Annotated in this window: 32 protein-coding genes and 1 tRNA gene; 16 read left to right on the top strand and 17 right to left on the bottom strand. The window is 66.1% G+C overall.

From position 1 onward, the window contains the following. The first annotated feature begins 4 nt into the window (after positions 1-4). From M1248_RS00250 to M1248_RS00235, 4 genes are read left to right on the top strand one after another with little or no spacing between them, the layout of a single operon-like run. Complete coding sequence (locus M1248_RS00250; RefSeq protein ID WP_163730007.1) at positions 5-307, top strand: hypothetical protein; 303 nt, start codon at positions 5-7, stop codon at positions 305-307. Positions 308-320: 13 nt separating this feature from the next. Further along, positions 321-1,793 carry an adenylate/guanylate cyclase domain-containing protein gene (locus tag M1248_RS00245; protein ID WP_317147208.1) on the top strand — a complete coding sequence of 491 codons (1,473 nt, stop codon included), beginning with the start codon at positions 321-323 and terminating at the stop codon, positions 1,791-1,793. 29 nt (positions 1,794-1,822) lie between these two features. Next, a complete protein-coding gene (locus tag M1248_RS00240; RefSeq protein ID WP_317147207.1) occupies positions 1,823-2,632 on the top strand; it encodes a putative hydro-lyase in 810 nt (269 codons plus the stop codon). Then, on the top strand, positions 2,619-3,947 hold the full coding sequence (locus tag M1248_RS00235) for an MFS transporter (RefSeq protein ID WP_317147206.1): 1,329 nt from the start codon (positions 2,619-2,621) through the stop codon (positions 3,945-3,947). Before M1248_RS00240 ends, M1248_RS00235 begins: the two co-directional genes overlap by 14 nt. A 1-nt stretch (position 3,948) precedes the next feature. Here M1248_RS00235 and M1248_RS00230 read toward each other — a convergent pair whose 3' ends face one another. Beyond that, positions 3,949-5,211, bottom strand: a complete 1,263-nt coding sequence (locus tag M1248_RS00230) for an amidohydrolase family protein (protein ID WP_317147205.1) — start codon at positions 5,209-5,211, stop codon at positions 3,949-3,951. A 24-nt stretch (positions 5,212-5,235) separates the two neighbouring features. Here M1248_RS00230 and M1248_RS00225 point away from each other — a divergent pair, with 24 nt between their 5' ends. Next, on the top strand, positions 5,236-6,117 hold the full coding sequence (locus M1248_RS00225) for a helix-turn-helix transcriptional regulator (RefSeq protein WP_317147204.1): 882 nt from the start codon (positions 5,236-5,238) through the stop codon (positions 6,115-6,117). A gap of 12 nt (positions 6,118-6,129) precedes the next feature. Here the strand turns inward: M1248_RS00225 and M1248_RS00220 are convergent, their stop codons facing one another. Then, positions 6,130-6,768, bottom strand: coding sequence for a TetR/AcrR family transcriptional regulator (locus M1248_RS00220; protein WP_163730013.1), 639 nt, complete (start codon positions 6,766-6,768; stop codon positions 6,130-6,132). A 197-nt stretch (positions 6,769-6,965) separates the two neighbouring features. Here M1248_RS00220 and M1248_RS00215 point away from each other — a divergent pair, with 197 nt between their 5' ends. From M1248_RS00215 to M1248_RS00205, 3 genes are read left to right on the top strand one after another with little or no spacing between them, the layout of a single operon-like run. Then, the gene (locus tag M1248_RS00215; RefSeq protein WP_163737457.1) at positions 6,966-7,208 is read left to right on the top strand and encodes a WhiB family transcriptional regulator; all 243 of its coding nucleotides are present in this window, start codon (positions 6,966-6,968) and stop codon (positions 7,206-7,208) included. Positions 7,209-7,234: 26 nt separating this feature from the next. Beyond that, the gene (locus tag M1248_RS00210) at positions 7,235-7,729 is read left to right on the top strand and encodes an SRPBCC family protein (protein WP_163730014.1); all 495 of its coding nucleotides are present in this window, start codon (positions 7,235-7,237) and stop codon (positions 7,727-7,729) included. A gap of 54 nt (positions 7,730-7,783) precedes the next feature. Beyond that, on the top strand, positions 7,784-8,284 hold the full coding sequence (locus tag M1248_RS00205; RefSeq protein WP_317147203.1) for a MarR family winged helix-turn-helix transcriptional regulator: 501 nt from the start codon (positions 7,784-7,786) through the stop codon (positions 8,282-8,284). Here the strand turns inward: M1248_RS00205 and M1248_RS00200 are convergent. Next, positions 8,281-9,027: an SDR family oxidoreductase gene (locus tag M1248_RS00200; protein WP_317147202.1), complete on the bottom strand. Its 747-nt coding sequence runs from the start codon at positions 9,025-9,027 to the stop codon at positions 8,281-8,283. The genes M1248_RS00205 and M1248_RS00200 overlap by 4 nt on opposite strands. Before the next feature lie 115 nt (positions 9,028-9,142). Between M1248_RS00200 and M1248_RS00195 the strand changes: the two genes are divergently transcribed. Then, positions 9,143-10,579, top strand: coding sequence for an amidase (locus M1248_RS00195; RefSeq protein WP_317147201.1), 1,437 nt, complete (start codon positions 9,143-9,145; stop codon positions 10,577-10,579). Between the two features lie 7 nt (positions 10,580-10,586). On the opposite strand, the gene M1248_RS00190 is transcribed toward M1248_RS00195, so the two are convergent. After that, positions 10,587-10,670 (bottom strand) — tRNA-Leu (locus M1248_RS00190). Between the two features lie 87 nt (positions 10,671-10,757). On the opposite strand from M1248_RS00190, the gene M1248_RS00185 reads away from it, so the two are divergent. Genes M1248_RS00185 through M1248_RS00175 form a run of 3 tightly spaced genes read left to right on the top strand, consistent with a single transcriptional unit; the run spans position 10,758 to position 12,215 of the window. Then, complete coding sequence (locus tag M1248_RS00185) at positions 10,758-11,528, top strand: helix-turn-helix domain-containing protein (RefSeq protein ID WP_317147200.1); 771 nt, start codon at positions 10,758-10,760, stop codon at positions 11,526-11,528. Continuing rightward, on the top strand, positions 11,509-11,886 hold the full coding sequence (locus tag M1248_RS00180) for a hypothetical protein (RefSeq protein WP_317147199.1): 378 nt from the start codon (positions 11,509-11,511) through the stop codon (positions 11,884-11,886). Before M1248_RS00185 ends, M1248_RS00180 begins: the two co-directional genes overlap by 20 nt. Further along, positions 11,883-12,215 carry a DUF3817 domain-containing protein gene (locus M1248_RS00175; RefSeq protein WP_083125583.1) on the top strand — a complete coding sequence of 111 codons (333 nt, stop codon included), beginning with the start codon at positions 11,883-11,885 and terminating at the stop codon, positions 12,213-12,215. Before M1248_RS00180 ends, M1248_RS00175 begins: the two co-directional genes overlap by 4 nt. A 3-nt stretch (positions 12,216-12,218) precedes the next feature. On the opposite strand, the gene M1248_RS00170 is transcribed toward M1248_RS00175, so the two are convergent. Further along, positions 12,219-13,100, bottom strand: a complete 882-nt coding sequence (locus M1248_RS00170) for a haloalkane dehalogenase (protein WP_317147198.1) — start codon at positions 13,098-13,100, stop codon at positions 12,219-12,221. Positions 13,101-13,153: 53 nt separating this feature from the next. Here M1248_RS00170 and M1248_RS00165 point away from each other — a divergent pair, with 53 nt between their 5' ends. Then, positions 13,154-13,774, top strand: a complete 621-nt coding sequence (locus M1248_RS00165; protein WP_317147197.1) for a TetR/AcrR family transcriptional regulator — start codon at positions 13,154-13,156, stop codon at positions 13,772-13,774. Here M1248_RS00165 and M1248_RS00160 read toward each other — a convergent pair. Both M1248_RS00160 and rdgB read right to left on the bottom strand, forming a co-directional pair. Beyond that, on the bottom strand, positions 13,732-15,192 hold the full coding sequence (locus M1248_RS00160) for an MFS transporter (RefSeq protein WP_317147196.1): 1,461 nt from the start codon (positions 15,190-15,192) through the stop codon (positions 13,732-13,734). The two genes, M1248_RS00165 and M1248_RS00160, sit on opposite strands and share 43 nt — an antisense overlap. 47 nt (positions 15,193-15,239) lie before the next feature. Continuing rightward, a complete protein-coding gene (gene rdgB, locus M1248_RS00155; RefSeq protein WP_317147195.1) occupies positions 15,240-15,854 on the bottom strand; it encodes an RdgB/HAM1 family non-canonical purine NTP pyrophosphatase in 615 nt (204 codons plus the stop codon). Between the two features lie 130 nt (positions 15,855-15,984). On the opposite strand from rdgB, the gene M1248_RS00150 reads away from it, so the two are divergent. Then, positions 15,985-16,230 carry a CsbD family protein gene (locus M1248_RS00150; RefSeq protein WP_163730023.1) on the top strand — a complete coding sequence of 82 codons (246 nt, stop codon included), beginning with the start codon at positions 15,985-15,987 and terminating at the stop codon, positions 16,228-16,230. A gap of 139 nt (positions 16,231-16,369) precedes the next feature. Here the strand turns inward: M1248_RS00150 and rph are convergent, their stop codons facing one another. From rph to clpS, 10 genes are read right to left on the bottom strand one after another with little or no spacing between them, the layout of a single operon-like run. Then, a complete protein-coding gene (rph, locus tag M1248_RS00145) occupies positions 16,370-17,152 on the bottom strand; it encodes a ribonuclease PH (protein WP_317147194.1) in 783 nt (260 codons plus the stop codon). Between the two features lie 58 nt (positions 17,153-17,210). Continuing rightward, complete coding sequence (locus M1248_RS00140; RefSeq protein ID WP_317147193.1) at positions 17,211-17,984, bottom strand: cyclic nucleotide-degrading phosphodiesterase; 774 nt, start codon at positions 17,982-17,984, stop codon at positions 17,211-17,213. 58 nt (positions 17,985-18,042) lie between these two features. After that, positions 18,043-18,876 carry a glutamate racemase gene (gene murI, locus M1248_RS00135; protein WP_317147192.1) on the bottom strand — a complete coding sequence of 278 codons (834 nt, stop codon included), beginning with the start codon at positions 18,874-18,876 and terminating at the stop codon, positions 18,043-18,045. Next, positions 18,873-19,571: a rhomboid family intramembrane serine protease gene (locus M1248_RS00130; RefSeq protein WP_317147191.1), complete on the bottom strand. Its 699-nt coding sequence runs from the start codon at positions 19,569-19,571 to the stop codon at positions 18,873-18,875. The genes murI and M1248_RS00130 overlap by 4 nt, the downstream gene beginning before the upstream one ends. After that, entirely contained in the window at positions 19,562-20,533 is a 972-nt protein-coding gene (locus M1248_RS00125) for a cysteine synthase (RefSeq protein ID WP_317147190.1), read from the bottom strand. The genes M1248_RS00130 and M1248_RS00125 overlap by 10 nt, the downstream gene beginning before the upstream one ends. Further along, positions 20,534-20,815, bottom strand: a complete 282-nt coding sequence (locus M1248_RS00120) for a MoaD/ThiS family protein (RefSeq protein ID WP_317147189.1) — start codon at positions 20,813-20,815, stop codon at positions 20,534-20,536. It lies immediately after the preceding gene. Positions 20,816-20,839: 24 nt separating this feature from the next. Continuing rightward, on the bottom strand, positions 20,840-21,253 hold the full coding sequence (locus M1248_RS00115; protein ID WP_163730028.1) for a Mov34/MPN/PAD-1 family protein: 414 nt from the start codon (positions 21,251-21,253) through the stop codon (positions 20,840-20,842). 13 nt (positions 21,254-21,266) lie between these two features. After that, positions 21,267-22,286, bottom strand: coding sequence for a P1 family peptidase (locus M1248_RS00110; RefSeq protein ID WP_317147188.1), 1,020 nt, complete (start codon positions 22,284-22,286; stop codon positions 21,267-21,269). 2 nt (positions 22,287-22,288) lie between these two features. Further along, a complete protein-coding gene (locus tag M1248_RS00105) occupies positions 22,289-22,870 on the bottom strand; it encodes a DUF2017 domain-containing protein (RefSeq protein ID WP_317147187.1) in 582 nt (193 codons plus the stop codon). Between the two features lie 7 nt (positions 22,871-22,877). Then, complete coding sequence (clpS, locus tag M1248_RS00100) at positions 22,878-23,180, bottom strand: ATP-dependent Clp protease adapter ClpS (protein WP_083125570.1); 303 nt, start codon at positions 23,178-23,180, stop codon at positions 22,878-22,880. A gap of 177 nt (positions 23,181-23,357) precedes the next feature. On the opposite strand from clpS, the gene M1248_RS00095 reads away from it, so the two are divergent. Together M1248_RS00095 and M1248_RS00090 are read left to right on the top strand one after the other, a co-directional pair. Next, entirely contained in the window at positions 23,358-24,647 is a 1,290-nt protein-coding gene (locus M1248_RS00095) for a nicotinate phosphoribosyltransferase (protein WP_410506606.1), read from the top strand. Positions 24,648-24,682: 35 nt separating this feature from the next. Continuing rightward, positions 24,683-26,635, top strand: coding sequence for an ATP-dependent DNA helicase (locus M1248_RS00090; RefSeq protein WP_317147448.1), 1,953 nt, complete (start codon positions 24,683-24,685; stop codon positions 26,633-26,635). Positions 26,636-26,710: the final 75 nt, after the last annotated feature.

Raw genomic sequence — 26,710 nt, 5'->3', positions numbered from 1 at the left:
GAACATGATCAAGAACGGCACGCGACTGCAGAGCCAAGTCTGCGACACCCAGGTGATCGTCGTGCGCAGCGCGGACAGCCTCGACGATCTGCGCGCGGGCGGGGTGCCGATGGTGCCGCTGGATAGCGAGAAGTCCGCCGACGCCGCAATCGATCCGGCATTCTCCGAGGGCAATGCGATGGGTAAGCGCTACGTCGACGAGTCCGGCGCCGAGGTCCTCGTGACCAAGGCGGGGGCGGGCACCCTGTCGGTCGGCGACACGGCTTTGTCACTGAAAGAAGCCAAGCCGCTGCCCGCGAGCGACTGATACCTTCGGCCATGTGAAGCCCCGCAGGCTGCTGATCCGGTATGCAGCGGGGTTGACGTCCGCCTATCTCCTGACGACCGCCGAGGTCACCGCCCTGGTCATCTCATTGACCGGCCATGCTCGGGCCACACCCGTGATCACCGTCGCCGCGGCGGCGGTGATCGTGATCGGTACGGCAATTGTGGCGATCGGGGCCGTACGTATCGTCGCACCGTCGCTGAAATGGCTCGGCATCCGCGAACCCACCGACGACGAACGCCGGCTGGCGTTGAAGATGCTGCGCCGCCAATCGGCGATCACGGCAGCACCATGGATCGTCGGGGCTGCGGTGATGATTCCGCTCAACCTCGGTGCCCCAGCGGAACTACAGGTGGTGGTCGCGTCTGCCATCATCTTCGGCACGATCGCGACTGTCTGCACCGGGTTTCTGTTCACCCTCCGCACGCTGCGCCCGCTGCTCGCCGGTGTCACAAGGGATTTCAGCGAGATCACGCCCACCACCGCACCCGGTGTGCGTGCCAGGTTGTTGATCATGTGGGCGGTCACGACCGCGCTACCGGGCATCGCGATCGCGAGCCTGTTGGTGATGAGGTCCAACGGATGGATCATCTCGAAAAACACACCCGTCGAACTGGCCCTCCTCGTGCTCGCGCTCGTCGCGGTCGTGCTCGGACTTCGGGCCATGATCCTGGTGTCGATCTCGATCTCAGATCCACTCCGTCAGGTCGTCGACGCCATGGCCGAGGTTGAGCGGGGCAAGCTCGACAAGTCCCTCGACGTCTACGAATGGTCCGAAATAGGGCGATTGCAAAGTGGATTCAACCGGATGGTCGCCGGATTACGCGAACGCGAACAATTACGCGATCTGTTCGGCAGGCACGTCGGCGAAGAGGTCGTCCGCCGCGCGATCGACGCCAACGAATCGCTGTCGGGTGACGAACGCAATGCCGCCATACTGTTCATTGATCTTGTCGGCTCGACGCAGCTCGCGGCGACTCACGAGCCACATGAGGTCGCGTCGGTGCTCAACGAGTTCTTTCGGATGGTCGTCGCTCATGTCGATGAGAACCATGGACTGGTCAACAAGTTTCAGGGCGACGCAGTGCTCGCCGTCTTCGGTGCACCGTTGCGCACCGACGATCCCGCTTCCGCCGCACTCGCGACCGCCCGCTCTCTGGGTGCCGAACTACGCAGACTCCCGGTTGATTTCGGCATCGGCATATCGGCCGGGCCGGTGTTCGCCGGCAACATCGGTGCCGAGAACCGTTACGAATACACCGTCGTCGGCGACGCCGTGAACGAGGCCGCGCGACTCGCCGATCTCGCCAAGGACTTCGACGATCGGGTGCTCTGCTCTGGTGCCGCACTCGCGCAAGCGAGCGACGACGAACGTCAGCACTGGGTCGTCCGCGGCTCTGAGGTGCTTCGGGGGCGGACCATCCCGACCGACATCTCGGTACCGGTGCGAGAGGAGCCCGCAGGTTAGGTCCTCGTCGCAAACGGGAATGCACGAGCATGACCTTGCGGGCCGCGGACACCGCAGCCGCTGACCGAGCCGCCATCCGAGCCGGCGAGCACACCGGCCCGACGAGCGGCCTTGCGCCGGGATTCGCACAGGCCAACCTGGTCATCCTGCCCGCCGACGAGGCGCTCGACTTCCTGCGCTTTTGTGTGCGCAATCCGAAACCGTGCCCACTGCTCGAGGTGACCGACACCGGATCACCACACCCCTTCGGTATCGCCGCCGACGCCGATCTGCGTACCGACCTGCCGCGGTACCGGGTGTTCCATGACGGTCACCTCGTCGACGAACCCACCGACATCGCCGGTAAATGGCGCACCGACCTGGTGTCGTTCCTCCTGGGGTGCTCGTTCACCTTCGAATGGGCCCTGGCCGCGGCCGGGTTACCGATTGCGCACCAGGTGCAGGGCGTCAACGTCCCTATGTACGTCACCGACCGACGGTGCACTCCTGCCGGTCGTTTCGACGGGCCGCTGGTGGTGTCCATGCGGCCGTTTCCTGCCGATACCGTCCCGCGTGCCGTCGAGATCTCCGCCCGCTTTCCCGCCATGCACGGCGCGCCGGTGCACATCGGCGACCCGGCCGAGATCGGAATCAGCGACCTCGCGACACCGGACTTCGGTGACGCGGTCCGGGTGGGCGCGGACGAGGTGCCGGTCTTCTGGGCCTGCGGCGTGACTCCGCAGGCGGTCGCCATCGAGGCCCGGCCCTCGCTCGCGATCTTCCACGCACCGGGCCACATGTTCATCACCGACCGTCGTCACGGCGACTTCGACAACGAGGAGGGTCATGACCATCGATGAGGCGCCGAAGCGGCAGCGCGAAGCCGACCCCGCAGAAGTCCGGAAGGCGGTGCGCGGCGCAGCGATCGGAAACACCGTCGAGTGGTACGACTTTGCGATCTACAGCACCCTCGCGACCTACATCGCCGACCAGTTCTTCCCCTCCGGCGACGAGACGGCCGCGCTGCTGAGCACCTTCGCCGTCTTCGCCGCCGCATTCTTCATGCGACCGCTCGGCGGGTTCTTCTTCGGGCCACTCGGTGACCGGATCGGCAGGCAACGGGTGCTCGCGCTTGTCATCCTGCTGATGTCGGGCTCGACTCTTCTCATCGGCCTGGTACCGAGTTACGAGTCCATCGGCGTAGCCGCGCCACTCTTGCTGCTCCTCCTGCGCTGCGTGCAGGGATTCTCAGCAGGTGGCGAATACGGCAGCGGCGCATGCTATCTGGCTGAATTCGCCCCCGACAAGCACCGCGGATTCGTCGTGTCGTTCCTGGTCTGGTCGGTCGTCGTTGGCTTCCTGCTGGGTTCGCTGACGGTGACCGGACTCGAAACGCTGCTCTCGGAGAGCGCGATGAACTCCTACGGTTGGCGGATACCCTTCCTCATCGCCGGCGTACTCGGAGTGGTCGGCCTCTACATCCGGATGCGGCTCGGCGACACACCGGAATTCGAAACTCTGCGCGACGAGGGAGAGGTGTCGTCCTCACCGCTGAAGGAGGCGTTCACCACGTCCTGGCGTCCGATCCTGCAGATCGCCGGCCTGGTGGTGATCCACAACGTCGGTTTCTACATCGTCTTCACCTACCTGCCAACATATTTCACCAAGACGCTCGAATTCACGAAGACCAATGCTTTCGTCTCGATCATCATCGCGAGCACTGTCGCGATCATTCTCATCCCTCCATTGGGCGCGCTGTCGGACCGGATCGGCCGAAAACCCTTGCTCATCGCGGGGGCGGTCGGATTTGCGGTGTTCGCCTATCCGTTGTTCATGTTGCTCAACACCGGATCACTGGCCGCGGCCATCGCCGCGCACGCTGCCCTGGCCGCGATTGAATCGGTCTTCGTGTCGGCATCGCTGGCGGCCGGTGCCGAACTGTTCGCCACGCGGGTGCGCTCCAGCGGCTACTCCATCGGGTACAACGTGTCCGTCGCGATCTTCGGCGGCACGGCACCGTACGTGGCGACCTGGTTGGTTGCCGAAACCGGAAATGAACTCGCACCCGCGTTCTACGTCATCGCCGCGGCGATCATCACCCTCGCCACGATCATGACCACGCGGGAGACCGCGGCTCAGCCGTTGCGCCAGAAAGTGCACGCCCCGCGAGTGTGAATCACGCTTTGGCGAGTTGTTTCTCGGCGTAGAGCCGCGCCCACTCCTTGCGGGGCCGGATCGACACATCGACGTCGGTTGCCTTGGCGCGCAACGCCCCGACGCTCGCCTGCTCCCTCGGGGTGAGTGCGAACGGATCCCAGCCGAAGAAGTTGCACGCGTTCTGCCACGTGATCTTGTTGATGTCCGAGTCGTCAGCGCCCGCGGCGTTCAGCTCGGCGAGCACCTGCTCCGGCGCATCGGGCCAGAAGCAGTCGGAATGCGGATAATCGCACTCCCACGCAATGTTGTCGATGCCGATCTCATGGCGCAGCTTCAGCGACGTCTTGTCGGTGACGTAACACGCGAGTGAGTGCTCGCGGAACACGTCACTCGGCAGCTTGTCGCCGAAGTCGCGCCGCAGCCACTTCTGGTTGGTGTAGTGCCGGTCACTGCGATCGAGATAGAAAGGAATCCAACCGATTCCGCCTTCGGAGAACGCGAACTTGAGATCCGGGTAGCCGCGCATAGCGGGGCCCCACAGCAGATCCTGGGCACACATCGCCGACACCTGGGTGGCCAGGATGATCAAGTTGTCGATCGGCGCGTTCGGCGCCATGCTGATCGCGCCGAAACCGGTGCCGATGTGCAGGCACATCACCACGTTCTCTTCGGACAGCGTGGCGAACACCGGGCCCCAGTAGTCGTCGTCGTGGTAGCTCGGAAGTCCTTCCAGGTGCGGCAGTTCCGGCATGGTGACCGCCCGGCAGCCCTTCGCGGCCACTCGGCGGATCTCAGCGCACATCGCCTGCGGGTTCCACGTCGGCAGTACGGCGATCGGGATGAAGCGGTCCGGGTAGCTGCCCGCCCACTCGTCGATGTGCCAGTCGTTGTACGCCGACACCATCACCAGCGTGACTTCTTCGCGGTGCATGTTGAGGTGCCGCGCCGAGAAACCGGTGAAGGTCGGGAAGTTCATCGACGCCAGGATGCCGTTGCGGTTCATGTCCCGGACGCGCTCGTGGACGTCGTAGACCCCTGGTCGCATCTCGGCGAAGCCGGCGGGGTCGCGTCCCCACTCCTCGGCCGGCCAGGACACCACCGCGTTGAGCCCGCTGACACCCTGCGGCCTGCCCTGGTACATCCACTGATCGACGCCCTTCTCGTCGGTGACGACGATGGGTGCCTCGTCCTTGTACTTGGCGGGGACGTGGTTGAGGAACATGTCCGGCGGTTCCACCACGTGGTCGTCGATGCTCACCAGGATCAGGTCGTCGGTCTGCATAACCAACTAGTACCGTCTATTGCCATGACCGGCTCTGCGACTTCGGACAGAGTTTTGTCCGCAGCGGCCAAACCCCGGCAGGATCCTTCCCGCCGCCCCGCGCAGGATCTTTCCCACCGCCCCGCCCGACGCGTCATTGAACTCCGCCGGGGCGGTCGGGCACTCGGCGGCAGCTACCTGTACGAGGGCGACGGGCTGATCACGGGATGGCACAGCCACGAGGTGCACCAGATCGAGTACGCGCTGCACGGCGTCGTCGAGGTCGAGACCGATTCGGCGCATTACCTTCTTCCCCCTCAGCAGGCGGCGTGGATACCCGCGGGCCTCGAGCATCAGGCCGTCATGAACCCAGATGTGAAGACCGTTGCGGTGATGTTCGATCCCGCGCTGGTGGCCGCCCCCGGCGATCGCGCACGCATTCTCGCGGTGTCGCCGTTGATCCGGGAGATGATGATCTACGCGCTGCGGTGGCAGATCGACCGTGCCGACGGCGACGCCCAATCAGACGCGTTCTTCCGCACCCTGGCCGATCTGGTCGCCGAGGCCCTCGACCATGAGGCCCCACTGAGCCTGCCGACGTCCGAGCACCCGATTGTCGCCGCGGCGATGTCATACACGAAGGCGCACCTTGCTTCGGTGAGCGCTGAGGAGGTGAGCCGCGCGGTGTCGGTGTCCGAACGTACGTTGCGGCGACTGTTCCAGGACACCCTCGGCTTGTCATGGCGCACATATCTCTTGCACGCGCGGATGTTGCGCGCGATGGCACTGCTGGCCGCTCCGGGGCAGTCAGTTCAGGAGACCGCGTCGGCCGTCGGTTTCGACAGCCTCAGCTCATTCACGCGTGCCTTCGCGCAGTTCAGCGGAGAAACGCCGAGCGGCTATCGCAAAAGGGTTGCGGACGAATAGGTTTGAGTACGCTCACTCGTCGTCGCGAGGATGCGGAAAAAGACCCTCGCGCAGCAGGGCGTTCACCGATTTCTGCCACCTGTCGACCTGCTCGGGCGATTTGAACGCGTCCGGAATCTGCCGTTCGATGTGCCCTCGCACGATGAGGGTGCCGAGCGCCAGGACGAGCGAGTTCAACGCCGCCCAGGTGACGTCGATGTCGTCGCGAGCTTCGCCGCTCTCCTTCCGCGCGGTCCAGCGCGCCATACCGAAGGCGGAGAGCGTGTCCCAGATCGTGATGCCCAGCTGGCTGCCGTCGATGAGCGCGCGACCGAAGTAGTCCACGACGTCGGGATGCTCGAGCAGAAGTGTGGTGACCCGGCTGCCCATGTCGGCGATCGAGTCCTTGGCGTGCGGCGCAGTCACCGGTTGGGCGACTACGGCGATCACAACGCCCATCACATAGTCGTCGACGGCCTTGATGAGACCGGCCTTCGTTTCGAAGTGATGCTGCACCAATCCGAGGGAGACACCGGCGTCCGCGGCGACCGAACGCAGCGACGTCCCCGCAGCTCCCTTCGTCGCGAAACTCTTCAATGCCGCCTGGCGGATCCGCTCGAGTTTCTTGAGTTCGTCGCCACCGACGTGGTCGCGTTCTGTCACCGCAGTCATCGAGAGGTGGTCTCCGTGCTCACAGGCCCAGATTAGACAATACGAACGTATTGTGTCTACCATACAAACGTATTGTTTACGTGACCGATGAAGACGGGGAGGCCGGAGCAGTGCACGTCCAGACACGATCGAGCGCGGTCGCGCAGCTTCGCGCTGTCGATGCGCCCCAGGCACCAGCCATCCTCGATGACTCGGCAATGGCGCCCTGTACGCAAGATCCGGATAGATGGACGACGACCGCCGACGAGGGCGCCAAGGCGCTGTGCCGCGCCTGCCCCCTCCGGTGGCGATGCGCTCGGGAAGCATGTTCGACGCCGGGCGCCGAGGGAGTGTGGGCCGGCATCCTGATCCCCGAGGCGGGCCGCGCCCGCCGCTTCGCGCTCAAGCAGCTGCGGTCGCTGGCGGAGCAGAACGGATACCCGGTACGAAAGACGGGTTAGCTCGCTGAGTGCGAGGATGGTCATTCATGACCCGCTGGCACGCGCTCGAACCCGCCGACGCCGATTTCCTGACCTCGGCACCGCACATCTTCCGCTACCAGAAGCGGTTTGCCGCCTCACCTGAAAAGGTCTGGGAGTCACTGGTTTCCGACGAGTCACTGGCCGCCTGGGGGCCGATGATCAAAGACGTCACGTGGACTTCGCCACGGCCTTTCGGAGTCGGCACCACGCGCGACGTCACCGCGCCCGGCGGGTCGGTGATGCGCGAGCGCTTCTTCCAATGGGAGGACGGGCACAGCAAGTCGTTCTACGTCTACGAGTGCGCCGTGCCCCTGTTCAAGCGCTTCGCCGAGCACTACCTCGTCGAGCCCGCCGGAAGCGAGACGTTGTTCACCTGGACACTGGCGGTTGAACCCAAGCCCGCGTTCGCGCTGCCGGTCAAGGTGCTGGCACCGGTACTGAAGGCGGGATTCGGGCGGATCCCGGCAGGCGGCCAGAAGTACTTCGCGACGCACGCCTGAGCGAACTTCGGGGCTACGATACGTGAAATATCACCTATCGGAGGCTTCTGAGCAGTGACCGACGACGGCGGGCTCAACCCGTCGCAACAACGAACCTGGCTGAGCTACATGCGGGTCTACCATCGGCTGGAATACGAGATGAACCGGCATTTGCAGGCCGAGTGCGGGATGTCGCTCGGCGACTACACGGTGATGAATGCACTGACCAACGCGCCCCGCGGTCGCGCACAGCTCACCAGCCTGGCGATCACCATCGGCTGGGAACGCAGCAGGCTGTCGCACTATCTGCAGCGGACGAGTATGCGCGGTCACGTCGAGCGGGTCCCCTCAGAAACCGACGGCCGAGCTACCGACGTGGTGCTCACCGACAGCGGCTGGCGCGCCTTTCGGGCCGCGGCACCCAAGCACGCCGCCTGGGTCAAGCAGGTGTTCTTCTCCGATCTGAAGCGCGGCCAGGAGAAGGCGCTCGCCGACGTCCTGTCGGCGGTCTACGAATCCATCCTGCGCCACGGGACGCTGCCCCGCCCCGACATCGACGTCCGCGCGCGGCGTTAGACCTGCCTCTCACCACCGTCGACGAACACCTCGGTTCCGGTCATGAAGCTGCTCTCGTCAGAGGCAAGGAACAACACCGCGGCCGCGATCTCTTCAGGCCGACCTACGCGGCCCATCGGCACTCGCGATGCCTCCGCGTCCAGCAGTGCCTGCTCCTGGCCGCTCGGAGCCAGCCCAGTCAGTCCCGGCGTCTCCACGGGGCCCGGTATGACGGTGTTCACCCGCAAACCCTTGTCGGCGAGCTCCGCCGCCCAGGTACGTCCCAATGATCGGATGGCCGCCTTGGACGCGGCGTAGACGCTCATGCCGGGATTCCCGCCGGAGGCCGCGGTCGATCCGGTCAACACGATCGACGCGCCTGTGTTGAGCAGGGGCAGCACCTTCTGCACCGTGAACACGATGCCGCCGACATTGATGTTGAAGGTGTTGGTGAACTGCTCGACCGTCACGTCGGCCAGCGCCGCGAGCCCTCCGCCGCCGGCGTTGGCGAACACCACATCCAGACCACGCCCGCGCGAAGAGATGGCGTCGACGACGCTGTCCAGGTCATCGAGATTCGATACGTCGCTGCGGATTCCGGTTGCCTCATCGCCGATCGCCGCTACCGCCTCGTCGAGGGTGCGCTGACTGCGGCCGGTGATGAAAACGTGCGCGCCCTCGGCGGCGAACCTCTTCGCCGTGGCGAGGCCGATGCCTGAGCTCCCGCCCGTAACGAGCGCCGTCTTGCCTGCGAGCTGAGCCATGTTGATCTCCCTGGTGTCGAGGTGGCGGAGTTGCCATCGTCTCTCACTTCACGACAACACGTGACATGTCACGTTATTCCCGCAGCCGATTCTTGTTGGTGCTAGACAGGCAGTCATGACTTCGCTTGCCGACCAGACCCGTTGGATGGATGCGACCGATCAGGCGGCGCTCGTCGCATCCGGAGAGGTGTCGCCGAGCGAGCTGTTGGAAGCGGCGATCAAGCGCATCGAACGCATCGACCCCGAGCTCAACGCGGTCGTGATCCGCTGGTTCGATCACGCCCGAGAGGTCGCCGCCGGCGATCTCCCCGACGGTCCGTTCCGGGGCGTGCCGTTCCTCATCAAGGACCTGTTCGCCGACTACGCCGGACAACGGATCAGCAACGGCAACGTCGCGTTGAAAGAGGCACACGTCATCGCCGACGCGGACACGACGCTCGTCAGTCGCTACCGCGCGGCGGGCTTGGTCATCGCGGGCCGCACGAACAGTCCGGAGCTGGGCAGCGTGCCGACCACCGAGCCGGTGGCGTGGGGCGCGACGCACAACCCGTGGGACACGACGCGTACGCCCGGCGGATCGAGCGGCGGTGCCGCCGCGGCGGTTGCGTCGGGAATGGTGCCGTTCGCGCATGCCAGCGATGGCGGCGGGTCGATTCGCATTCCCGCGGCGTGCTGCGGACTGGTCGGGCTCAAGCCGAGCCAGGGTCGCATCACGCTCGGACCGGTCCGTGACGAGAGCGGACTTGCAGTCGAACACTGCGTCAGCCGCACCGTGCGCGACACCGCCGCCCTGCTCGACGCGACCCGCGGCCCGGGTGTCGGCGACACCGTGATCGCGCCGGCGCCCGCGCGCCCGTACGTCGAGGAGGTTGGCACAGATCCGGGTCGGCTGCGGATCGGCATCCTCGATCACCACGCGCAGGGCGGGAGGGTCGATGTCGAAGTCACCGCCGCGACGCAGGCCGTCGGTCGGCTGCTCGAATCGCTGGGTCACCATGTCGAGCCGGCGTGGCCGAAGGCATTGGAGGACGAGACGCTCGGCTCGAAGTTCGGCGCGATGTGGAGCACGAACATGGGCATGTCGCGGCTGCGGTTCGAAGGACAGCTCGGCCGTCCGCTCGCAGACCACGAGTTGGAGCCGATGAATCTGGCCCAGGCCGATTTCGCGAAACACTTCGGCGCAATCGATTACGCGCTCGCGCTCGCTGGTGTCTCCCAGTTCCGCCGCGCGATGCAGTCGTGGTGGCACGAGGGCTGGGATCTGCTGCTCACGCCGACGCTCGCCGAACTGCCGCTGAAGCTCGGCACGATCGTCAACGATCCCGACAACCCGATGGCACCGATGCGGCGCGCGGGCGAGTTCGTACCGTTCACTCCCCCGTTCAACACGAGCGGCCAGCCGGCGATCAGCCTCCCGCTCGAGTGGACGGACGAGGGGCTGCCGGTCGGCGTGCAGCTGGTCGCGGCGTATGGGCGCGAAGATGTCCTGATCCGTGTCGCGAGTCAGCTCGAGCAGGCGAAGCCGTGGGTGCATCGGAAACCGGAGATCTGAGAAAGAGTGCGGGCGGTGGGACTCGAACCCACACGCTCTCTCGAGCACGGGCACCTAAAGCCCGCATGCCTGCCAGTTACATCACGCCCGCGATGTGCCGATCGTATCCAACCCGCCTCGGCGGACTTGTCAGACGTCGGGCCTAGCTTGATGGCAGGTCCGACGAAAGGGGCAGGTCATGCGATCTGCCGAGGAATTCAACGCTGCGCAACGCCTCATTGCTGCAGGTGTGAACGACTGTGCAATTGCGCGTCAACTCGGCATTCCGCGCACGACCGTGCGGGATTGGCGACGTAGACCGCAGGTTTGGCGGAGGCTGGCCGACGGGCCGCCTTGCGGCATGTTCCATGACTTCTCCGCGCTTCCGGTTGCCGCTTACTGCTATGTGCTCGCCATGTATCTGGGTGACGGCTCGATCTCGAGGGCGACTCGCGTGTGGCGTCCACGGATCACACTCGATCAGAAATACCCAGCGATCATCGAACGCTGCTGTCAGGCGATCGAGTTGCTGATGCCGGGCCAACGGGCGGGGATCGTGAAACGCGTCGGGTGCGTAGACGTCTCCCTCTTCTCCAACTACTGGCCGTGCCTACTTCCTCAGCACGGTCCGGGAGTCAAACACAATCGGCGCATCGCCCTCGAACCCTGGCAGCAGGCGCTCGTCGACCAAGCCACTGAAGAGTTCGTCCTCGGACTCATCCATAGCGATGGCTGCCGCGTCGTCGCCAACGACCGCGGGGTCCGCAGCGTCCGCTACCACTTCTCGAACCGCTCCGAAGACATCATCGGCCTGTTCACCGCCGCACTCGACAAGCTCGGCATTCACTGGACGCGGTCGACCAAGTACATCGTGTCGATCTACCGAAAGGCCGATACCGCTCGGTTGGACGAGTTCATCGGCCCGAAGACCCGCGCGGTACCGTTGGAAGGTGTCCACTACGCGGCGTAGGAGGCCGGCGCTCATCGCGTTGGCGGTGCTTGGCGCCACCGGTTGCCTGGCCCTGGCCTGGTGGCAGTGGACCCGCTTCGAGTCCGCATCAGGCACCTTCGTCAACCTCGGTTACGCCCTGCAGTGGCCGATGTTCGCCGGCTTCGTCGTCTACGCGTACTACAAATTCGTGCGCTACGAGGAAGCGCCGCCGGAGCCGACGCGGCACGATGAGATCACCGAGATACCCGCGGGCCTGCTGCCCCAACGACCTACCGCCGCGACCCAACCCGCCGACGACGACGACCCCGTGTTGAGCGAGTACAACGCGTACCTCGCCGAACTCGCCAAGGAAGACAAGGAACGACCGACGACATGACGGAGACCACCGGCACCCCCGTTGAAAGCATCCGCAAGGCGCTGATGGGCTACCGCGTCACGGCCTGGATCACCGGCATCTGGCTGATCGCGCTCTGCTACGAGATGGTGATGAAGTACGGCTTCGGCGTGGAGGGCCTGAACTGGATCGCGGTCGTGCACGGCTGGGTGTACTTCGTATACCTGCTCTTCACCGCCAACCTTGCGGTGAAGGTGCGCTGGCCGATCGCCAAGACCATCGGCATTCTGCTGGCGGGCACCATCCCCCTGGTCGGCATCATCGTCGAGCAGATTCAAACCAGAGAGATCAAGCAGAAGCACGGCCTCTAGCCGTCACGTCAGGTGCTTGAGCACCTCTTCGGCCAGTCGCTCACCACGATCCTCCTGCAGGAAGTGCGACGCGCCGTCGATCCTCACCTGCTCGGTAGCGCCGGGAATCAGATCGCAAAATGCTTGCCCCGCTTTCGGATACGGGAAGATCGGATCCTGATCGGAGAACGCGACCAACGCCGGCTTCTGCCACCGCGACAGCTCGTCGGCGACCGCACTCATCACCAGTGCTCCAGGCGCATCTTCGGTAAGCGGCACCAATAGCGGGAACTGCGCCGCGCCGGCCTTCGACTCAACTGTCGGGAACGGTGCATCGTAAGCAGCGACGACATCCTCGGGAAGCTCCGTGGCCGTCGCGCCCTGGATCACGAAGCCGACCGGCAGGTCCGGGTTCTTCTCGGCAAAGTCGCGCCACGCCATGAACCCCTTGGATACCCGCCCCGTGAACAAACCGGTGTTGAAGATCGCCAGCGCACCAACACGATCGGCGTTCTCCACGGCCCACCGCAGTCCGATCGCGCCACCCCAGTCCTGCACCACCACGATGGCGTCGCTCAGATCCAGACCCGCGAGCACGCGCGACGCCAGCTCGGTATGCCGGTCGTAGGTGTACCACTCCCGGTCGGTCGGCTTGTCCGAACGTCCGAACCCCGCGTAGTCCGGCACGACGACCCGGTGGCCGGCCTCCACGAGAGGACCGACCATCTTGCGATAGAGGTACGCCCAGCTCGGCTCCCCGTGAAAGCAGACAATCGGCCTGCCGCCGCGCGGACCCTCGTCGACGTAGTGCATGCGCAGGCCGTCGACATCGACGTAGTTGGGCGCGAAGTCGTAGCCCGGCAGATTCTCAAAGCGTTCGTCCGGCGTTCGGAAGACCTCAGTCATGGAGACAACGTAGACCCGAGTTGACCGACCGGTCAACTATGTAGAATCGGCCCATGCCCCGAACCTCGGACGCCCGTGGGCGCATCGTCACGACAGCCGCACGGCTGTTTCTCGAACGCAGCTACCAAGCTGTCGGGGTCGACGAACTGTGCCAGGCCGCCGATGTGCGAAAAGGCAGCTTCTATCACTACTTCCCATCGAAGTCCGAACTCGCCAAAGCAGTCATCGACCTGCACGCCGAGGTCTTCGCGCGACGTTTGAAAGGCACCCCCGCCGCGACGCCGGCGCAACGATTGCACGCGATCCCCGACGCGATCGGCACGATTCAGAGCGCCCTGGAAGCTCAGTTCGGGCGGGCGGTCGGCTGCCCGTTCGGGAACTTCGCCGCCGAACTATCGACCACCGACGACGACCTGAGAAAGCACCTCGCCGAGGTGCTTGGCGCAATGGAGCGCCACCTCGCCCGGGCGTGCCACGATGCGGCCGATGCGGGCGTACTACGCGAGGGCACCGACCCGGATCGGCTTGCGCACGCACTGCTGGCGCAGTACCAGGGAATCATCCTGCTCGCCAAGCTCAACGACTCCGGCGTCGAGGCGCTCGCGCCCGCACTGCACGACTTCATCGACGGCTATCTCGTCGATGCGCCCACTGCTGCCGGCACGCGATCCTGATCGGCATCGGTCAGCGGAATCATCGCCGCGAGGACGCCCGCGAGTATCGCCATACCCGCTGCGATCAGCAGACCGATGCGAAACGCCGTCAACGACGGAAACTCCTGACCCGCAATGGAAATCGTTAATCCCGTCAAGACCGCACCGACCACGGCGCTCGAGATCGACGTTCCCAGCGCGCGCGCCAGCGCATTGATGCCATTCGCTGCGGCCGTCTCCGACATCGGCACCGCGGCGTTGATGAGTGCGGGCAACGACGAGTAGGCGAACCCCACGCCGACACTGACGAGAACGTTGAACAGGCACAGCTGCCATGCAGCGCCGAGCAACACCAACCCCGCCAGGTACGAACCGGCGATGATCGCGCAGCCGAGCGTCAGCGTGAACCTCGGCCCTCGGGCGGCGGCGATCCTGGACGCGACCGGCGAGGCCACCATCATGGCCAGGCCGCCCGGCGCCAACCACAGCCCCGCTTCGACCATCGAGAGCCCCAACCCGTAGCCGGTGGCGACGGGCAACTCGAGGACCTGTGGGCCGATCAGCGCGAGTGCGAACATCGCGAAACCGACCGCCACCGAAGCGACATTCGTCATCAGCACCGGCCGCTTGATCGTCGTCCGCAGGTCGACCATGGGCGAGTCGATGCGCAGTTGCCACCACCCGAACATCGCGAAGATGACCATCGATGCGGCGAACATTGCGAGCGTGGTGGCGCTTCCCCAGCCCCAACTGCCGCCCTTGGATATTCCGAGCAACAGCGTCACCAGACCGGCCGCAAGGCCGAGCGCGCCGAGCGGATCGAGTCGGTCGGACGACGCCGCCGCCGGAATTCGGGGTACCAGCACCGCGAACAGAACTCCGGACATCGCGCCCAACATCGCCGCGAACCAGAACACCGCGTGCCAGTCGAAGCGATCGGCGATGATCGCCGCCAATGGCAATCCGAGTGCCCCACCCACGCCGAGCGATGCGCTCATCAATCCCATTGCGGTGCCGACGCGGTGGGCGGGTACGCACGTCCGCAACACGCTGATTCCGAGCGGGATGATGGGCACACCGAAGCCCTGCAGCGCGCGGCCGATGACCACCGGCACCCACGCGCTCGTCGACGCCGCGATCAGAGAGCCGACGGTCATCAGGATCGCGCAGGCGATCAGCAGGCGTTTGGGGCCGTACATGTCGCCGAGCCTGCCGACCACCGGTGTCGCCACGGCCGCGACGAGCAGCGTCGCCGTGATCACCCACGACGCAGTGGACGCCTTGGTGTTGAGCAGCTTCGGCAGCTCGGGAATCAGCGGGATCACCAACGTCTGCATCAACGACATGCAGGTCCCGGTTGTCGCCAGCACAGCGACCACGACGGCGGGATGACGAGTGCGCCCGACGTCGCCGAAACCCGGCGTAGTGAGGCGGCGCATCACCGGGATGCTACCGATTAGGCTGGCTATACAAAATTTGCGTGCGCCTAGCCGGCCAACTCCCGCAGCGCCGGCACCAACAGCGCCAAGGCCCGACCGCGGTGCGACGCCGCATCCTTCTCGGCGGGACTGAGCTCCGCTGCCGTGCGATCCGATCCCGACGGCAGGAACACCGGGTCGTAGCCGAATCCGCCGTCACCGCGCGGTTCCCGCACAATGCTGCCCGGCCACTCACCGCGCACCACGGTTTCCCCTGCACGAGAAACCAATGCACACGCCGATACGAATGCGGCCCCGCGCCGCCCGTCCGGCACATCCCCCAATTGCGCCAACAACAGCGCGGTATTGGCTCGATCCTTATCGGCGGCATCGCCGGCCACGCCCGACCACCGCGCGGACAGCACACCCGGCATTCCGTTCAGCGCCGCCACCTCGAGTCCCGAATCGTCGGCCACCGATGCCAACCCCGTCGCGCGATATGCGTCGCGCGCCTTGGCCAACGCGTTCTCCTCGAACGTCGCGCCCGTCTCCGGCGCTTCGTCGAACGGGTCGACATCCTCCAGCGACAGCAGCGTCAAACCCGAAACCCCCGCGGCGTCGAGGACGCGGTGCAGCTCCGCCAGCTTCTTCTGATTACGGCTCGCAACAAGCACTTCGGGCACCGGTCAACGGTAGACGGTCACTGGTTGTGACACTGCTAACAGTCTGCTTGCAACAGCTAGCGCAAGGGGTACCGCTAGTGCGTTACGACACCGACAACACGGTCGGTCGTCAATGAGCGGAGGGGAAACAATGGCAGAGAACAACAGCGGTCCCATCGAGGCAGTCCGCGGAATCGTTTCCGGTGCGATCGGCTTCACCAAGCAGGTCATCGGGCTGATCTTGAACCAGAGCAGTCTTCAGGAAGAGGGTCGCGCCCAGGTCGAGAAGGCCTCACATCAGCTCGACGCAGCTCGGGCTGAGGCCGAAGCCGAAACGGCTCGCGCCGAGGCCAAGGCACAGGAGACGCGCCAGAAGGCCGCCGCCAACTCCAAGTAATAGGTGATCGAGACACCCTCGGCCCCATCCGGGCCGGGGGTGTCGCGGTCCTGTGGCACTAGCGGGTCGAGAGCACGTACCTGGTGCAAGTAGTCAACCCGGTAAGCGCGCTAGGGAGTCGCGCGAACCCTGGCTTTCGTCAGCTTCCGAACGCTTTCTTCGCGGGCTCGGCCGACGCAGGCAGCTCTCCGGGATAGGGCAACTCGAGCGCCTCGCGCTGGATCACGAAGATCTGCTCACAGGCGGCCATCGCGGCGTCCAGCATCTTGTCCAGCGTCGAACGCGGGAACGTCGCGCCTTCGCCGGTGCCCTGGATCTCCACGAGCGTCCCGGTGTCGGTGGCGACGACGTTCATGTCGACCTCGGCGCGCGAGTCCTCCGTGTAGGGCAGGTCGACGCGGACGCGGCCGTCGACCACCCCGACACTGACCGCCGCGATCGCACACGACAACGGCCGCGGATCCGACAGCTTGCCCCCGGCACCGAGGTACGTCACCGCATCGGCCAGCGCGACGTACGCCCCGGTGATCGCCGCGGTGCGGGTGCCGCCGTCGGCCTGCAGCACATCGCAGTCGATCGCGATGGTGTTCTCACCGAGCGCACCCAGGTCGATGCACGCGCGCAGCGACCGCCCGACGAGCCGACTGATCTCCTGCGTGCGGCCCCCGACGCGGCCCTTGACCGACTCACGGTCGGAACGGTCGTGGGTGGCGGCGGGCAGCATCGCGTACTCGGCGGTCAGCCAGCCCTGTCCCGAGCCCTTACGCCAGCGCGGCACACCTTCGGTGACGCTCGCCGTGCACATGACCCGGGTCTGGCCGAACTCCACGAGTACCGAACCGGCGGGGTGAGTGGTGAAGCCGCGGGTGATGCGGACCGGTCGCAGCTCGTCGTCAAGCCGACCATCTTCTCGTCTGGACACGGGCCAACCCTATCGGGTGGGCCCGACGCGCCTCGCCGGCTGAGCCGGCAGTCCGGCCTCAGGACTTGGCGACCTCGAACGACTCACCACACACGACGGCGTGCACCGGACCGTCGAACTCGGCCTTGGCCTCGCTGATGACATCCTCACGGGACGTCCAGGGCGGGATGTGCGTCAGCAGCAGTTCACCGACGCCCGCGTTGGCGGCGGCCCGGCCCGCCTCTGTTCCCGACAGGTGCAGCCTCGGAGGCCGCTCCGGGGAATGCGTCCACGACGCCTCGCACAAAAACACGTCGGCTCCACGGGCGAGGTCGATCAGCGCATCGCAGTAGCCGGTGTCACCGCTGTAGACCAACGTGGCACCCGTCGGGTCGGTGATCCGGAAACCGTATGACTCAGTGGGATGGCAGACGAGGCGAGGCACGACGTTGAGCGTCCCGAGATCTACCGCGCGGTTGTCCACCCAGTGCCGGATATCGAAGATGTCGGAGAAGTCATCGATCTCCCCGCCCTCGGGCGATGACGCGGCGCCCAACCGAGCCCAGGTATTGGCCGGCCCGTACATCACGCCGCGCTCCTGCGCAGGCGACGGGTGATAGCGCCGCCACACAAACAGGCCCGGGAGGTCAAGACAATGGTCGGCGTGCAGATGCGAGAGGAGTACGTATACGGAGTTCGGATCGGCGTACCGCTGCAGCGCACCGAGCACGCCGCCGCCGAAATCGAGGACTAGCGGTGGGGTGTCCGGAGCGGTGACCAGGTAGCCGGACGCTGGCGAATCAGGCCCGACAACACTGCCGGAGCAACCGAGTACGGTGATTCGCACGCTCACTAGCTTGCCATGCCCACCATCCGCAAGACGAAAACATCGCTGGTTTGCGTGACCGAATTCATTTTTCGACTATGACAGTGTGCTGAACAGGGCGAACACCGTCGATTGTCGGGCCCAGGAACCGGCCCGCGAGTGTGGTGAACGCCTCAGGATCGCCGGTCGCCTCGAAACGACGTCGAACCGCAGGCCCGGCGTCGCCCGGATGCGGATGCAGCAAATCTGATTGGCTGAGTACGCGCAGCAAGTCCTTGGCGGTCTCCTCGGCGCTGGACACCAGTGTCACGTGGTCGCCCATCGCGAGTTGGATCAGACCCGAGAGCATCGGGTAGTGCGTGCACCCCAGCACCAGCGTGTCCACCTCAGCGCGTTGGAGGGGCTCGAGATACGCCTCCGCGAGGCCGAGCACCTGGCGTCCACTCGTCACTCCCCGCTCGACGAAGTCGACGAAGCGGGGACACGCCACCCCGATCACCTCGGTGTCGCGCGCCGCCGCGAACGCATCGTGGTAGGCCCCCGACGCGATGGTTGCCTCCGTGCCGATGACGCCGATGCGGCCGTTGCGGGTGGCGGCCACGGCACGACGGACGGCGGGCAGGATCACCTCGACCACGGGCACGGGCGCGTAGCGCTCCCTGGCGTCGCGCAGGCATGCCGACGACGCCGTATTGCACGCGATCACAAGCGCTTTGACACCGCGGGACACCAGATCGTCGCCGATCGCCAGCGCATGCCCGCGGATCTCCGGAATGGTGAGCGGACCGTAGGGACCGTTGGCGGTGTCCCCGACGTAGATGATGTCTTCGTCCGGTAGCTGGTCGATGATCGCGCGGGCGACCGTCAGCCCGCCGACACCGGAGTCGAAGATCCCGACGGGCGCAGTTGCAGAACTCACGGCGTCAGGTTGTACGGGTTCTTCGCGGTGACCTTGCGACGTTCACGCGCCTTGCGTTCAGGCCCCGACAGCAGGTACGCCGCGACGACGCCGGCGATCGCACCGCACAGGTGGCCCTGCCACGAAACGCCGGGGGTGCCGGGTAGGACCCCGAACAACACGCTGCCGTAGACCAACAGGACCACGACGCCGACGACGATCTCCCACATCTTGCGCGTGAAGAAGCCGAATACGATCAGGAAGGCCAGCCAACCGAAGATCAGCCCCGAGGCGCCGATGTGGTTGGTCTCGCAGCGCACGCCGACGTACGGGCAGTGCGCGCCGATGTTGCCGAGCAGCCACGTGCCGAGGCCGCCGAGAATCCAGACGATGGCCGTCGCGAAGATGAACCGCGACAACCCCGCGAGCGTCATCAGGAAGCCGAGGATGAGCGCCGGAACGGTGTTGGCGATCAGGTGATTCCAGTCCGAGTGCAGCAGCGGCGCCCAGATGATCCCCCACAGGCCGTCGCTCTCCAGCGGCCGAATCCCGTTGTTGTCCAGGCGATGATTGGTCAGGTTGTCCCAGAGTTCGATGACCCAGAGCAGCACGACGAAGCTGATGATCGTCACTCCGCCGACGATCCAGGCGGGCCGCTTTCTCGGCTCCGCAGGCGTCCCCGGCAGCCCCGGGTATCCCGAACCTGTCATGCCCATAATTGCCCTTCCAACGCGTCCTCCGCGTCATCCAGGCTACCGGCGTACGCGCCGGTCGACAGATACTTCCAACCGGCGTCGCAGACGACGAACGCGATATCAGCCTGTTCCCCCGCTTTGAGCGCCTTGGCCGCCATGCCCAGCGCGGCATGAAGGATCGCGCCAGTGGAGATACCGGCGAAGATGCCCTCCACTTGGATCAGTTCGCGGGTGCGTTTGACCGCGTCGTAGGAGCCGACGGCGAAGCGGGTGGTCAGCACGTCCGGGTCGTACAACTCGGGAATGAAGCCCTCGTCGATGTTGCGCAGGGCGTACACCCCCTCGCCGTAACGAGGTTCGGCCGCCACGATCTGCACGTCCGGTTTGTGCTCGCGCAGGTACCGCCCGGTCCCCATCAACGTGCCGGTGGTGCCGAGGCCCGCCACGAAATGCGTGATCTCAGGCAAGTCGGCCAACAGCTCGGGCCCGGTGCCCTCGTAGTGCGCAAGGGCATTGGACTCGTTGCCGTATTGATACAGCATGGTCCACGAAGGATTCTGCAGCGCAAGCTCTTTCGCGTGCGCGACCGCGGTGTTCGACCCGCCCTCGGCCGGGGAGTAGATGATGCGCGCGCCGTAGAGTTCCAGCAGCTGCCGTCGTTCGATCGACGTGTTCTCGGGCATCACGCAGATCATCTGGTAGCCCTTGAGCAGCGCGGCCATCGCGAGCGATATGCCGGTGTTGCCGCTCGTCGGCTCGAGAATCGTTGCGCCGGGCTGTAATTCACCTCGCCGCTCGGCATCCTCGATCATCCGTAGCGCGGGCCGGTCCTTGATCGAGCCGGTGGGGTTGCGGTCCTCGAGCTTCGCCCACAACCGCACGTGCGGAGCGCCGTCCTCGTCGCTCCAGCGGGGCGACAACCGTTGCAGGCCCACCAGCGGCGTGTTGCCCAGCGCCTGGATCAGGGAGTCGTATCGGGTCACTCAGCCACCTGCGACGGCGGGCAAGATCGTCACCGAGTCGCCGTCGGAGATCGCGGTGTCCAGCCCTCCGGAGAACCGCACGTCCTCGTCGTTGACGTAGATGTTGACGAACCGGTTCAGCTTGCCGGGGTTGGCACTGTCCATCAGGCGATCGGAGATGCCCGAGTAGTTCGCCTCGAGATCGCTGATCACCGCACTCAGGGTTGCGCCGTCCGCGGCGACGCGCTTCTCGCCGCCGGTATGGGAGCGCAGGATGGTCGGGATCGACACGGTGACAGACATGCGCCGGTCACTCCTTTCAGAGTTCTAGTACTGCTCGACGATCTTGACGGGTTCCTCGGTGACGACGCCGTCGAGGATGCGGTAGCTGCGCAGCTCGTGCTCGTCGGGGTCGCGCGTCGACACCAGGACGTAGTGGGCGTCCGGTTCGGACGCATAGGAGATGTCGGTGCGGCTCGGGTACGCCTCGGTGGCGGTATGCGAGTGGTAGATGATGACCGGCGCCTCGTCGGCCTCGTCCATCGCGCGCCACACCTTGAGCTGCTCACCGGAGTCGAACCGGTAGAAGGTCGGCGAACGCTCCGCGTTGGTCATCGCGATGAACCGCTCCGGGCGATCGGACCCCTCCGGCCCCGCGATCACTCCGCACGCTTCGTCGGGGTGGTCAGCGCGGGCGTGGGCGACCATGGCATCGACCAGATCCGCTCGGATCACCAGCACGGTAAAAAGCCTCTCATTCGAATGCTCCGGGCAACATGTCCCGGTACGTCGGTATTCCGGCGACCGACTCGGCTGCCAGCACGCCCACCAGCACCGCGCGGGCCAGGCAGTCCGCTGCGGCCGCCCCGAGCGCGGTGATCAGGGGCACCTCCGGCGACATCGACGCGGGTGTCGCCGGATCGGGCGGTACCTCGATGGCTCCGGTGGCCAGCGCAAACACCGTATCTCCATCGAGTGGGGTGTGACACGGCCGGATGGTGCGCGCCAGGCCGTCCTGGGCGGCGACGGCCATCCGGCGGCACCCCGCCTTGCTGAGGACCGCGTCGGTCGCGACCACGGCGATGGTGGTGTTGAGCGGGCTGAGCTCGGTGTGGCGGTCGGCGTATGCCGCGATCTGATCAGCCGGCGGGGACACCAGACCGAACTCCTCGATCTGGTCGGCGAGCCACGGCAGCCCGGTCGCGGGATCCACGGCGTCACCGGCGGCGTTGACAACCACGATCGCTCCTACCGTCGCACCTGACTCGAGCGTCACCGATGCGGTGCCGACACCACCTTTGAGCACCCCGACGCGTGCCCCTACGCCAGCGCCGACGGTGCCGATGGCCACGTCGGTACCCGCGCTCTCGGCGGCGGCGCGACCGAACTCGGCGTTCGGCCGGCACTTCCAGCCGCCGACCGGAAGATCAAAAATCACTGCGGACGGAACGATGGGTACGACGCCGCTCTCGATCGCCACCCCGCGATCCTGCCCCTCCAGCCACTCCATCACCCCGTGCGCCGCAGCCAATCCGAACGCGCTGCCACCACTGAGCACGACGGCGTCGACGTGACGCACCGAGTTGATGGGATCGAGCAGATCGGTCTCGCGGGTGCCGGGTGCACCACCGCGGCAGTCGACGGCACCGATGGTCCCCGGTGGTGTCAGAACGACGGTTGTTCCAGTGGCCCACCCCGAACCGAGGTTCGCATCGGAATCGATTTTGTGGTGATGGCCGACGCGAATTCCGGCGACATCCGTGATCGCACCCATGGTCATGACCTGCCCATGATCCCGAGCACCAGATACTCCTGCAGCACCGTCAGCCACTGATACACGTCGAGATGTCCCGCCATCGGATGTTCAGGCGGCAGTTCGGCAGGGCCGTCCTGCGCGACGCCGAGCATGGTGCCAAGTGCGAGCCGCATGTCGTTGACCGCGGCCGCCCAGGCGTGAGCGTCATCTTCGCTGAGTTCGAACTTGCCACCGTGCTGCGGCACCGTGTCCAACAATCGTTGTGCTGCTTCACGTTTGGCTTCGATGATCGCCGGTTCGTGCAGGCTGCGCAGCGCACTGTTGAGGCTCTCGGCAGGGCCGGAGCCGGCCGGATGATCGGTTTGCGGTCGGAAGAAGTCCGGTAGCAGCCGCTTCATCGTCTCATCCTGCGGAGGCGACGAGTGGCCGGTCCGCATTCCGGTTATCTCTTCGAGTTCATCAGCGGGAGAAGACGATTCGCGGTCGTCGAGCATTCCGACCATCGACGTCGCCAGGTTCTGCAGCAGCGACACCTCGTGAGCGGCCAGGGCCGATCGGAAGCGCGGGCCGTCGGCGGTATCGACCCGTTTCCATTTGCGCACAGTCGGATCAGCGGTCCTGCTGCAGGGTCGCCCACAAGCCCGCGGCGTGCAGCTTGGACACGTCGACCTCCATCGACTCCCGGCTGCCCGCCGACACCACGGCCTTACCCTCGGTGTGCACCTGCATCATGAGCTTGGTCGCGTGCGGCTCGCTGTAGCCGAAGAGCTTCTGGAAGACGTACGTCACGTATGTCATCAGATTGACCGGGTCGTCCCAGACCAGGGTCACCCACGGGCTATCCGTCGCATCCAGAGTGGCGACGTCCCGTTCCTCGCGAGTTCCCGGTCGGGCCTTCGCCGGCGTAACCATGTGGATAAGGATAGCGAGACAGTCGGGTCATGCGTCCGCCGGATCGTGCTGATCGCACCGGGGGGCCGCAACACGCGTGCCCGACCATTTGAGTCGAGGCAGCGGCCGCCCAGCCGATACGGTTGCGGTGTGGTCCCGGGGTCTACGGCGTTACTCACCGACAAGTACGAGTTGACGATGCTCGCCGCCGCCCTGCGCGACGGGACCGCACACCGCCGGACGACGTTCGAGGTGTTCGCCCGCAGGCTGCCCGAAGGGCGTCGCTACGGCGTGGTCGCCGGAACGGCACGATTCGTGGAAGCCTTGGCACAGTTCACGTTCGACGAATCCGCATTGGCGGCGCTTTCGGATTCCTGCGATCGCGAGACGCTGGCGTTCCTCGCCGACTACCGGTTCCGCGGGGACATCGACGGCTACTGCGAGGGTGAGCTCTACTTCCCGGGTTCCCCGGTATTGAGTGTGCACGGCACGTTCGGCGAGTGTGTCGTCCTGGAAACTCTCGCGTTGTCGATCCTCAACCACGACACCGCGATCGCGTCGGCCGCAGCCCGCATGGTCAGCGCCGCCGACGGCCGAACGATGATCGAGATGGGTTCGCGGCGAACCCACGAACTTGCCGCTGTCGCCGCCGCGCGCGCCGCCTACATCGCCGGTTTCACCGGCACGTCGAACCTGGAGGCGCAGCGCACCTACGGTGTGCCGGCACTGGGCACCAGTGCGCACGCGTTCACCTTGCTGTACACCGTTGGGCCAGTGGGCCTCGGTGATGAGCCGCTTGGGCGAAGAACATCGGAATGGGAGAAGGCGGCGTTCAAGGCCCAGGTAGAAGCCCTCGGGGTGGGCACCACGCTGCTCGTCGACACCTACGACATCACGCAGGGGGTGGCGAATGCCGTCGAGGTGGCGGGCCAGGACCTCGGCGCGGTCCGCATCGACTCGGGCGATCTCGGGGTGCTCGCCCGGCAGGTGCGGGCACAGCTCGACGGCCTCGGCGCCCGCAACACCCGCATTGTGGTGTCCGGTGACCTGGACGAGTACGCCATCGCCGCACTGCGCGTCGAGCCCGTCGACATCTACGGCGTCGGCACATCGGTGGTGACCGGGTCGGGCGCGCCGACCGCAAGCATGGTCTACAAGCTGGTCGAGGTAGACGGTCTGCCCGTGGAGAAACGGAGCAGCCACAAGGAATCTCATGGCGGCCGCAAGCAAGCTATGCGCACATGTAAGGACACGGGGACGATCCTCGAGGAGGTCGTGTACCCCTTCGGTCGGCGACCACAACGCGAGTCGGGACGCGACCTCATGGTCGACATCATGCGTAACGGCGAACCGACGGCCGAATTCGATCTCGCCGCCGCGCGCGAACGTGTCGAGGAAGGTCTGCTGAGCTTGCCCTGGGACGGCCTGAAACTCTCCCGTGGCGAACCCGCCATTCCCACCCGCATAATCTCCCCCGCGAGTCCCTAGGAGTAGTCACGGGCGAGACCGGAGACGTCACCGAACTGCTGGCAACGGCGGTCAGCGCACTCGGCGGTGCAGAACGCCCCGGCCAGATCGAGATGGCCGAGGCGGTGGCCCATGCCTTCGAAAGCGGTGAACACCTCGCCGTCCAGGCGGGCACGGGGACCGGGAAGTCCCTGGCGTACCTGGTGCCGGCGATCGCGCGGGCAGTCGAGACCGAGGAACCGGTCGTCATATCGACGGCGACCATCGCGCTGCAGCGCCAGCTCGTCGACCGTGATCTCCCCCGACTCGCCGAATCGTTGACCGACGCACTGCCCCGCACCCCCGAGTTCGCACTGCTGAAGGGCAGGGGAAATTACCTGTGTCTCAACAAGATTCACAACGGATCGACGAGCGAACCGGATGAGCAGCCGCAGGAGGAGCTGTTCGAGCCGGTGGCGGCGTCAGCCCTCGGCCGCGATGTGCAGCGGCTCGTCGCATGGTCGTCGGACACCGAGACAGGCGATCGCGACGAGCTGACACCCGGGGTGCCTGACCGGTCGTGGTCGCAGGTCAGCGTGTCGGCCCGAGAATGCATCGGGGTGTCGCGGTGTCCGTTCGGCACCGACTGCTTCGCGGAGAAAGCCCGCGACAAGGCCGGCCACGCCGATGTCGTCGTCACCAATCACGCACTGCTGGCCATCGACGCCGTATCGGATGCGGCCGTGCTTCCCGAACACCACCTGCTCGTGGTCGACGAAGCACACGAACTCGTCGACCGCGTCACCGGCGTGGCCACCGGCGAACTCTCGGCGACGTCGATGGCGGTCGCGCATCGACGTTCGAGTCGGCTGGTCGATCAGGAACTGGCGCAACGGCTGGAGGCCGCCACCGCCACGCTGTCATCGGTCATCCACGACGCCACACCGGGACGGATCGACACGCTCGACGACGAAATGGCGACCTACCTCACCGCGCTGCGCGACATCGCCCACCGGGTTCGGTCGGCGATCGACACCAGTCCGAGCGACCCGAGAGCCGCCTCCGCGCGCGCCGAGGCGGTCACCGCGCTGACCGATATGGGAGACACCGCGTCGCGCATCCTGGACTCCTTCGTGCCGGCCATTCCGGACCGCACCGACGTCGTGTGGCTCGATCGGGAGGAGAACCGCGGCAACACGCGAGTGGTCCTGCGCGTCGCTCCGCTGTCGGTGTCAGGTCTGTTGCGCACCCGGCTGTTCGAGCAGACCACGGCCGTCCTCACCTCCGCCACGCTGACCATCGGCGGCAGGTTCGATGCCATGGCGTCGGCGTGGGGGCTGGCCGGTGACGACGACAAGGTCCGGTGGCGCGGCATCGACGTGGGATCGCCGTTCCAGCATGAGAAGTCGGGCATCCTCTACGTCGCCGCACATCTCCCACCGCCGGGGCGCGACGGCACCGGATCGGCCGAACAGCTCGACGAGATCGCCGGGCTCGTCACCGCCGCGGGCGGCCGCACACTCGGCCTGTTCTCGTCGATGCGCGCCGCAAAGGCCGCCGCTGAGATCATGCGGGACCGTCTCGACACCCCCGTCCTGTGTCAAGGTGACGACACCACGTCGGCGCTGGTGAAACGCTTCGCCGAGGACGCGGAGACGTCGCTGTTCGGGACCCTCTCGCTCTGGCAGGGCGTCGATGTTCCCGGGCCGTCACTGTCGCTGGTGCTCATCGACCGCATCCCGTTCCCCCGGCCCGACGATCCGCTGCTGACGGCACGCCAGCGCGCGATCGCTTCCCGCGGCGGCAACGGATTCATGGCCGTCGCCGCCAGCCACGCGGCGCTGTTGCTGGCTCAGGGCGCCGGACGACTCCTGCGGCGCGTCGACGATCGGGGCGTCGTCGCGGTACTGGACTCGCGGATGGCCACCGCGCGGTACAGCGGGTTTCTGCGGGCGTCGCTGCCGCCGTTCTGGGCGACCACCGACTCGGTCAGGGTCCGCGAGGCGCTCGAACGCTTACGCGCGGGCTGATTCCTTTCACTATCGTGTCGGCTAATTCCCCGTGCGGGCCGCCCGGGCCGCCGGCCGACCCTCGAAAGGCGGCGT

Origin of the sequence: Mycobacterium sp. 29Ha, assembly GCF_032883055.1 — a bacterium.
Lineage (GTDB): Bacteria > Actinomycetota > Actinomycetes > Mycobacteriales > Mycobacteriaceae > Mycobacterium > Mycobacterium gallinarum.
The sequence above is the reverse complement of the archived record's forward strand: the minus strand, read 5'-3'. Positions and strand labels throughout refer to the sequence as shown.

Excerpts from the sequence above, each read along its gene's own strand:
- M1248_RS00250 (WP_163730007.1), top strand. The coding sequence starts at position 5 with ATGATCAAGAACGGCACGCGACTGCAGAGCCAAGTCTGCGACACCCAG.
- M1248_RS00240 (WP_317147207.1), top strand. The coding sequence starts at position 1,823 with ATGACCTTGCGGGCCGCGGACACCGCAGCCGCTGACCGAGCCGCCATC.
- M1248_RS00235 (WP_317147206.1), top strand. The coding sequence starts at position 2,619 with ATGACCATCGATGAGGCGCCGAAGCGGCAGCGCGAAGCCGACCCCGCA.
- M1248_RS00230 (WP_317147205.1), bottom strand. The coding sequence starts at position 5,211 with ATGCAGACCGACGACCTGATCCTGGTGAGCATCGACGACCACGTGGTG.
- M1248_RS00225 (WP_317147204.1), top strand. The coding sequence starts at position 5,236 with ATGACCGGCTCTGCGACTTCGGACAGAGTTTTGTCCGCAGCGGCCAAA.
- M1248_RS00220 (WP_163730013.1), bottom strand. The coding sequence starts at position 6,768 with ATGACTGCGGTGACAGAACGCGACCACGTCGGTGGCGACGAACTCAAG.
- M1248_RS00215 (WP_163737457.1), top strand. The coding sequence starts at position 6,966 with ATGGCGCCCTGTACGCAAGATCCGGATAGATGGACGACGACCGCCGAC.
- M1248_RS00210 (WP_163730014.1), top strand. The coding sequence starts at position 7,235 with ATGACCCGCTGGCACGCGCTCGAACCCGCCGACGCCGATTTCCTGACC.
- M1248_RS00200 (WP_317147202.1), bottom strand. The coding sequence starts at position 9,027 with ATGGCTCAGCTCGCAGGCAAGACGGCGCTCGTTACGGGCGGGAGCTCA.
- M1248_RS00195 (WP_317147201.1), top strand. The coding sequence starts at position 9,143 with ATGACTTCGCTTGCCGACCAGACCCGTTGGATGGATGCGACCGATCAG.
- M1248_RS00185 (WP_317147200.1), top strand. The coding sequence starts at position 10,758 with ATGCGATCTGCCGAGGAATTCAACGCTGCGCAACGCCTCATTGCTGCA.
- M1248_RS00175 (WP_083125583.1), top strand. The coding sequence starts at position 11,883 with ATGACGGAGACCACCGGCACCCCCGTTGAAAGCATCCGCAAGGCGCTG.
- M1248_RS00170 (WP_317147198.1), bottom strand. The coding sequence starts at position 13,100 with ATGACTGAGGTCTTCCGAACGCCGGACGAACGCTTTGAGAATCTGCCG.
- M1248_RS00165 (WP_317147197.1), top strand. The coding sequence starts at position 13,154 with ATGCCCCGAACCTCGGACGCCCGTGGGCGCATCGTCACGACAGCCGCA.
- M1248_RS00160 (WP_317147196.1), bottom strand. The coding sequence starts at position 15,192 with ATGCGCCGCCTCACTACGCCGGGTTTCGGCGACGTCGGGCGCACTCGT.
- M1248_RS00150 (WP_163730023.1), top strand. The coding sequence starts at position 15,985 with ATGGCAGAGAACAACAGCGGTCCCATCGAGGCAGTCCGCGGAATCGTT.
- M1248_RS00130 (WP_317147191.1), bottom strand. The coding sequence starts at position 19,571 with ATGGGCATGACAGGTTCGGGATACCCGGGGCTGCCGGGGACGCCTGCG.
- M1248_RS00120 (WP_317147189.1), bottom strand. The coding sequence starts at position 20,815 with ATGTCTGTCACCGTGTCGATCCCGACCATCCTGCGCTCCCATACCGGC.
- M1248_RS00110 (WP_317147188.1), bottom strand. The coding sequence starts at position 22,286 with ATGGGTGCGATCACGGATGTCGCCGGAATTCGCGTCGGCCATCACCAC.
- clpS (WP_083125570.1), bottom strand. The coding sequence starts at position 23,180 with ATGGTTACGCCGGCGAAGGCCCGACCGGGAACTCGCGAGGAACGGGAC.
- M1248_RS00095 (WP_410506606.1), top strand. The coding sequence starts at position 23,358 with ATGCTCGCCGCCGCCCTGCGCGACGGGACCGCACACCGCCGGACGACG.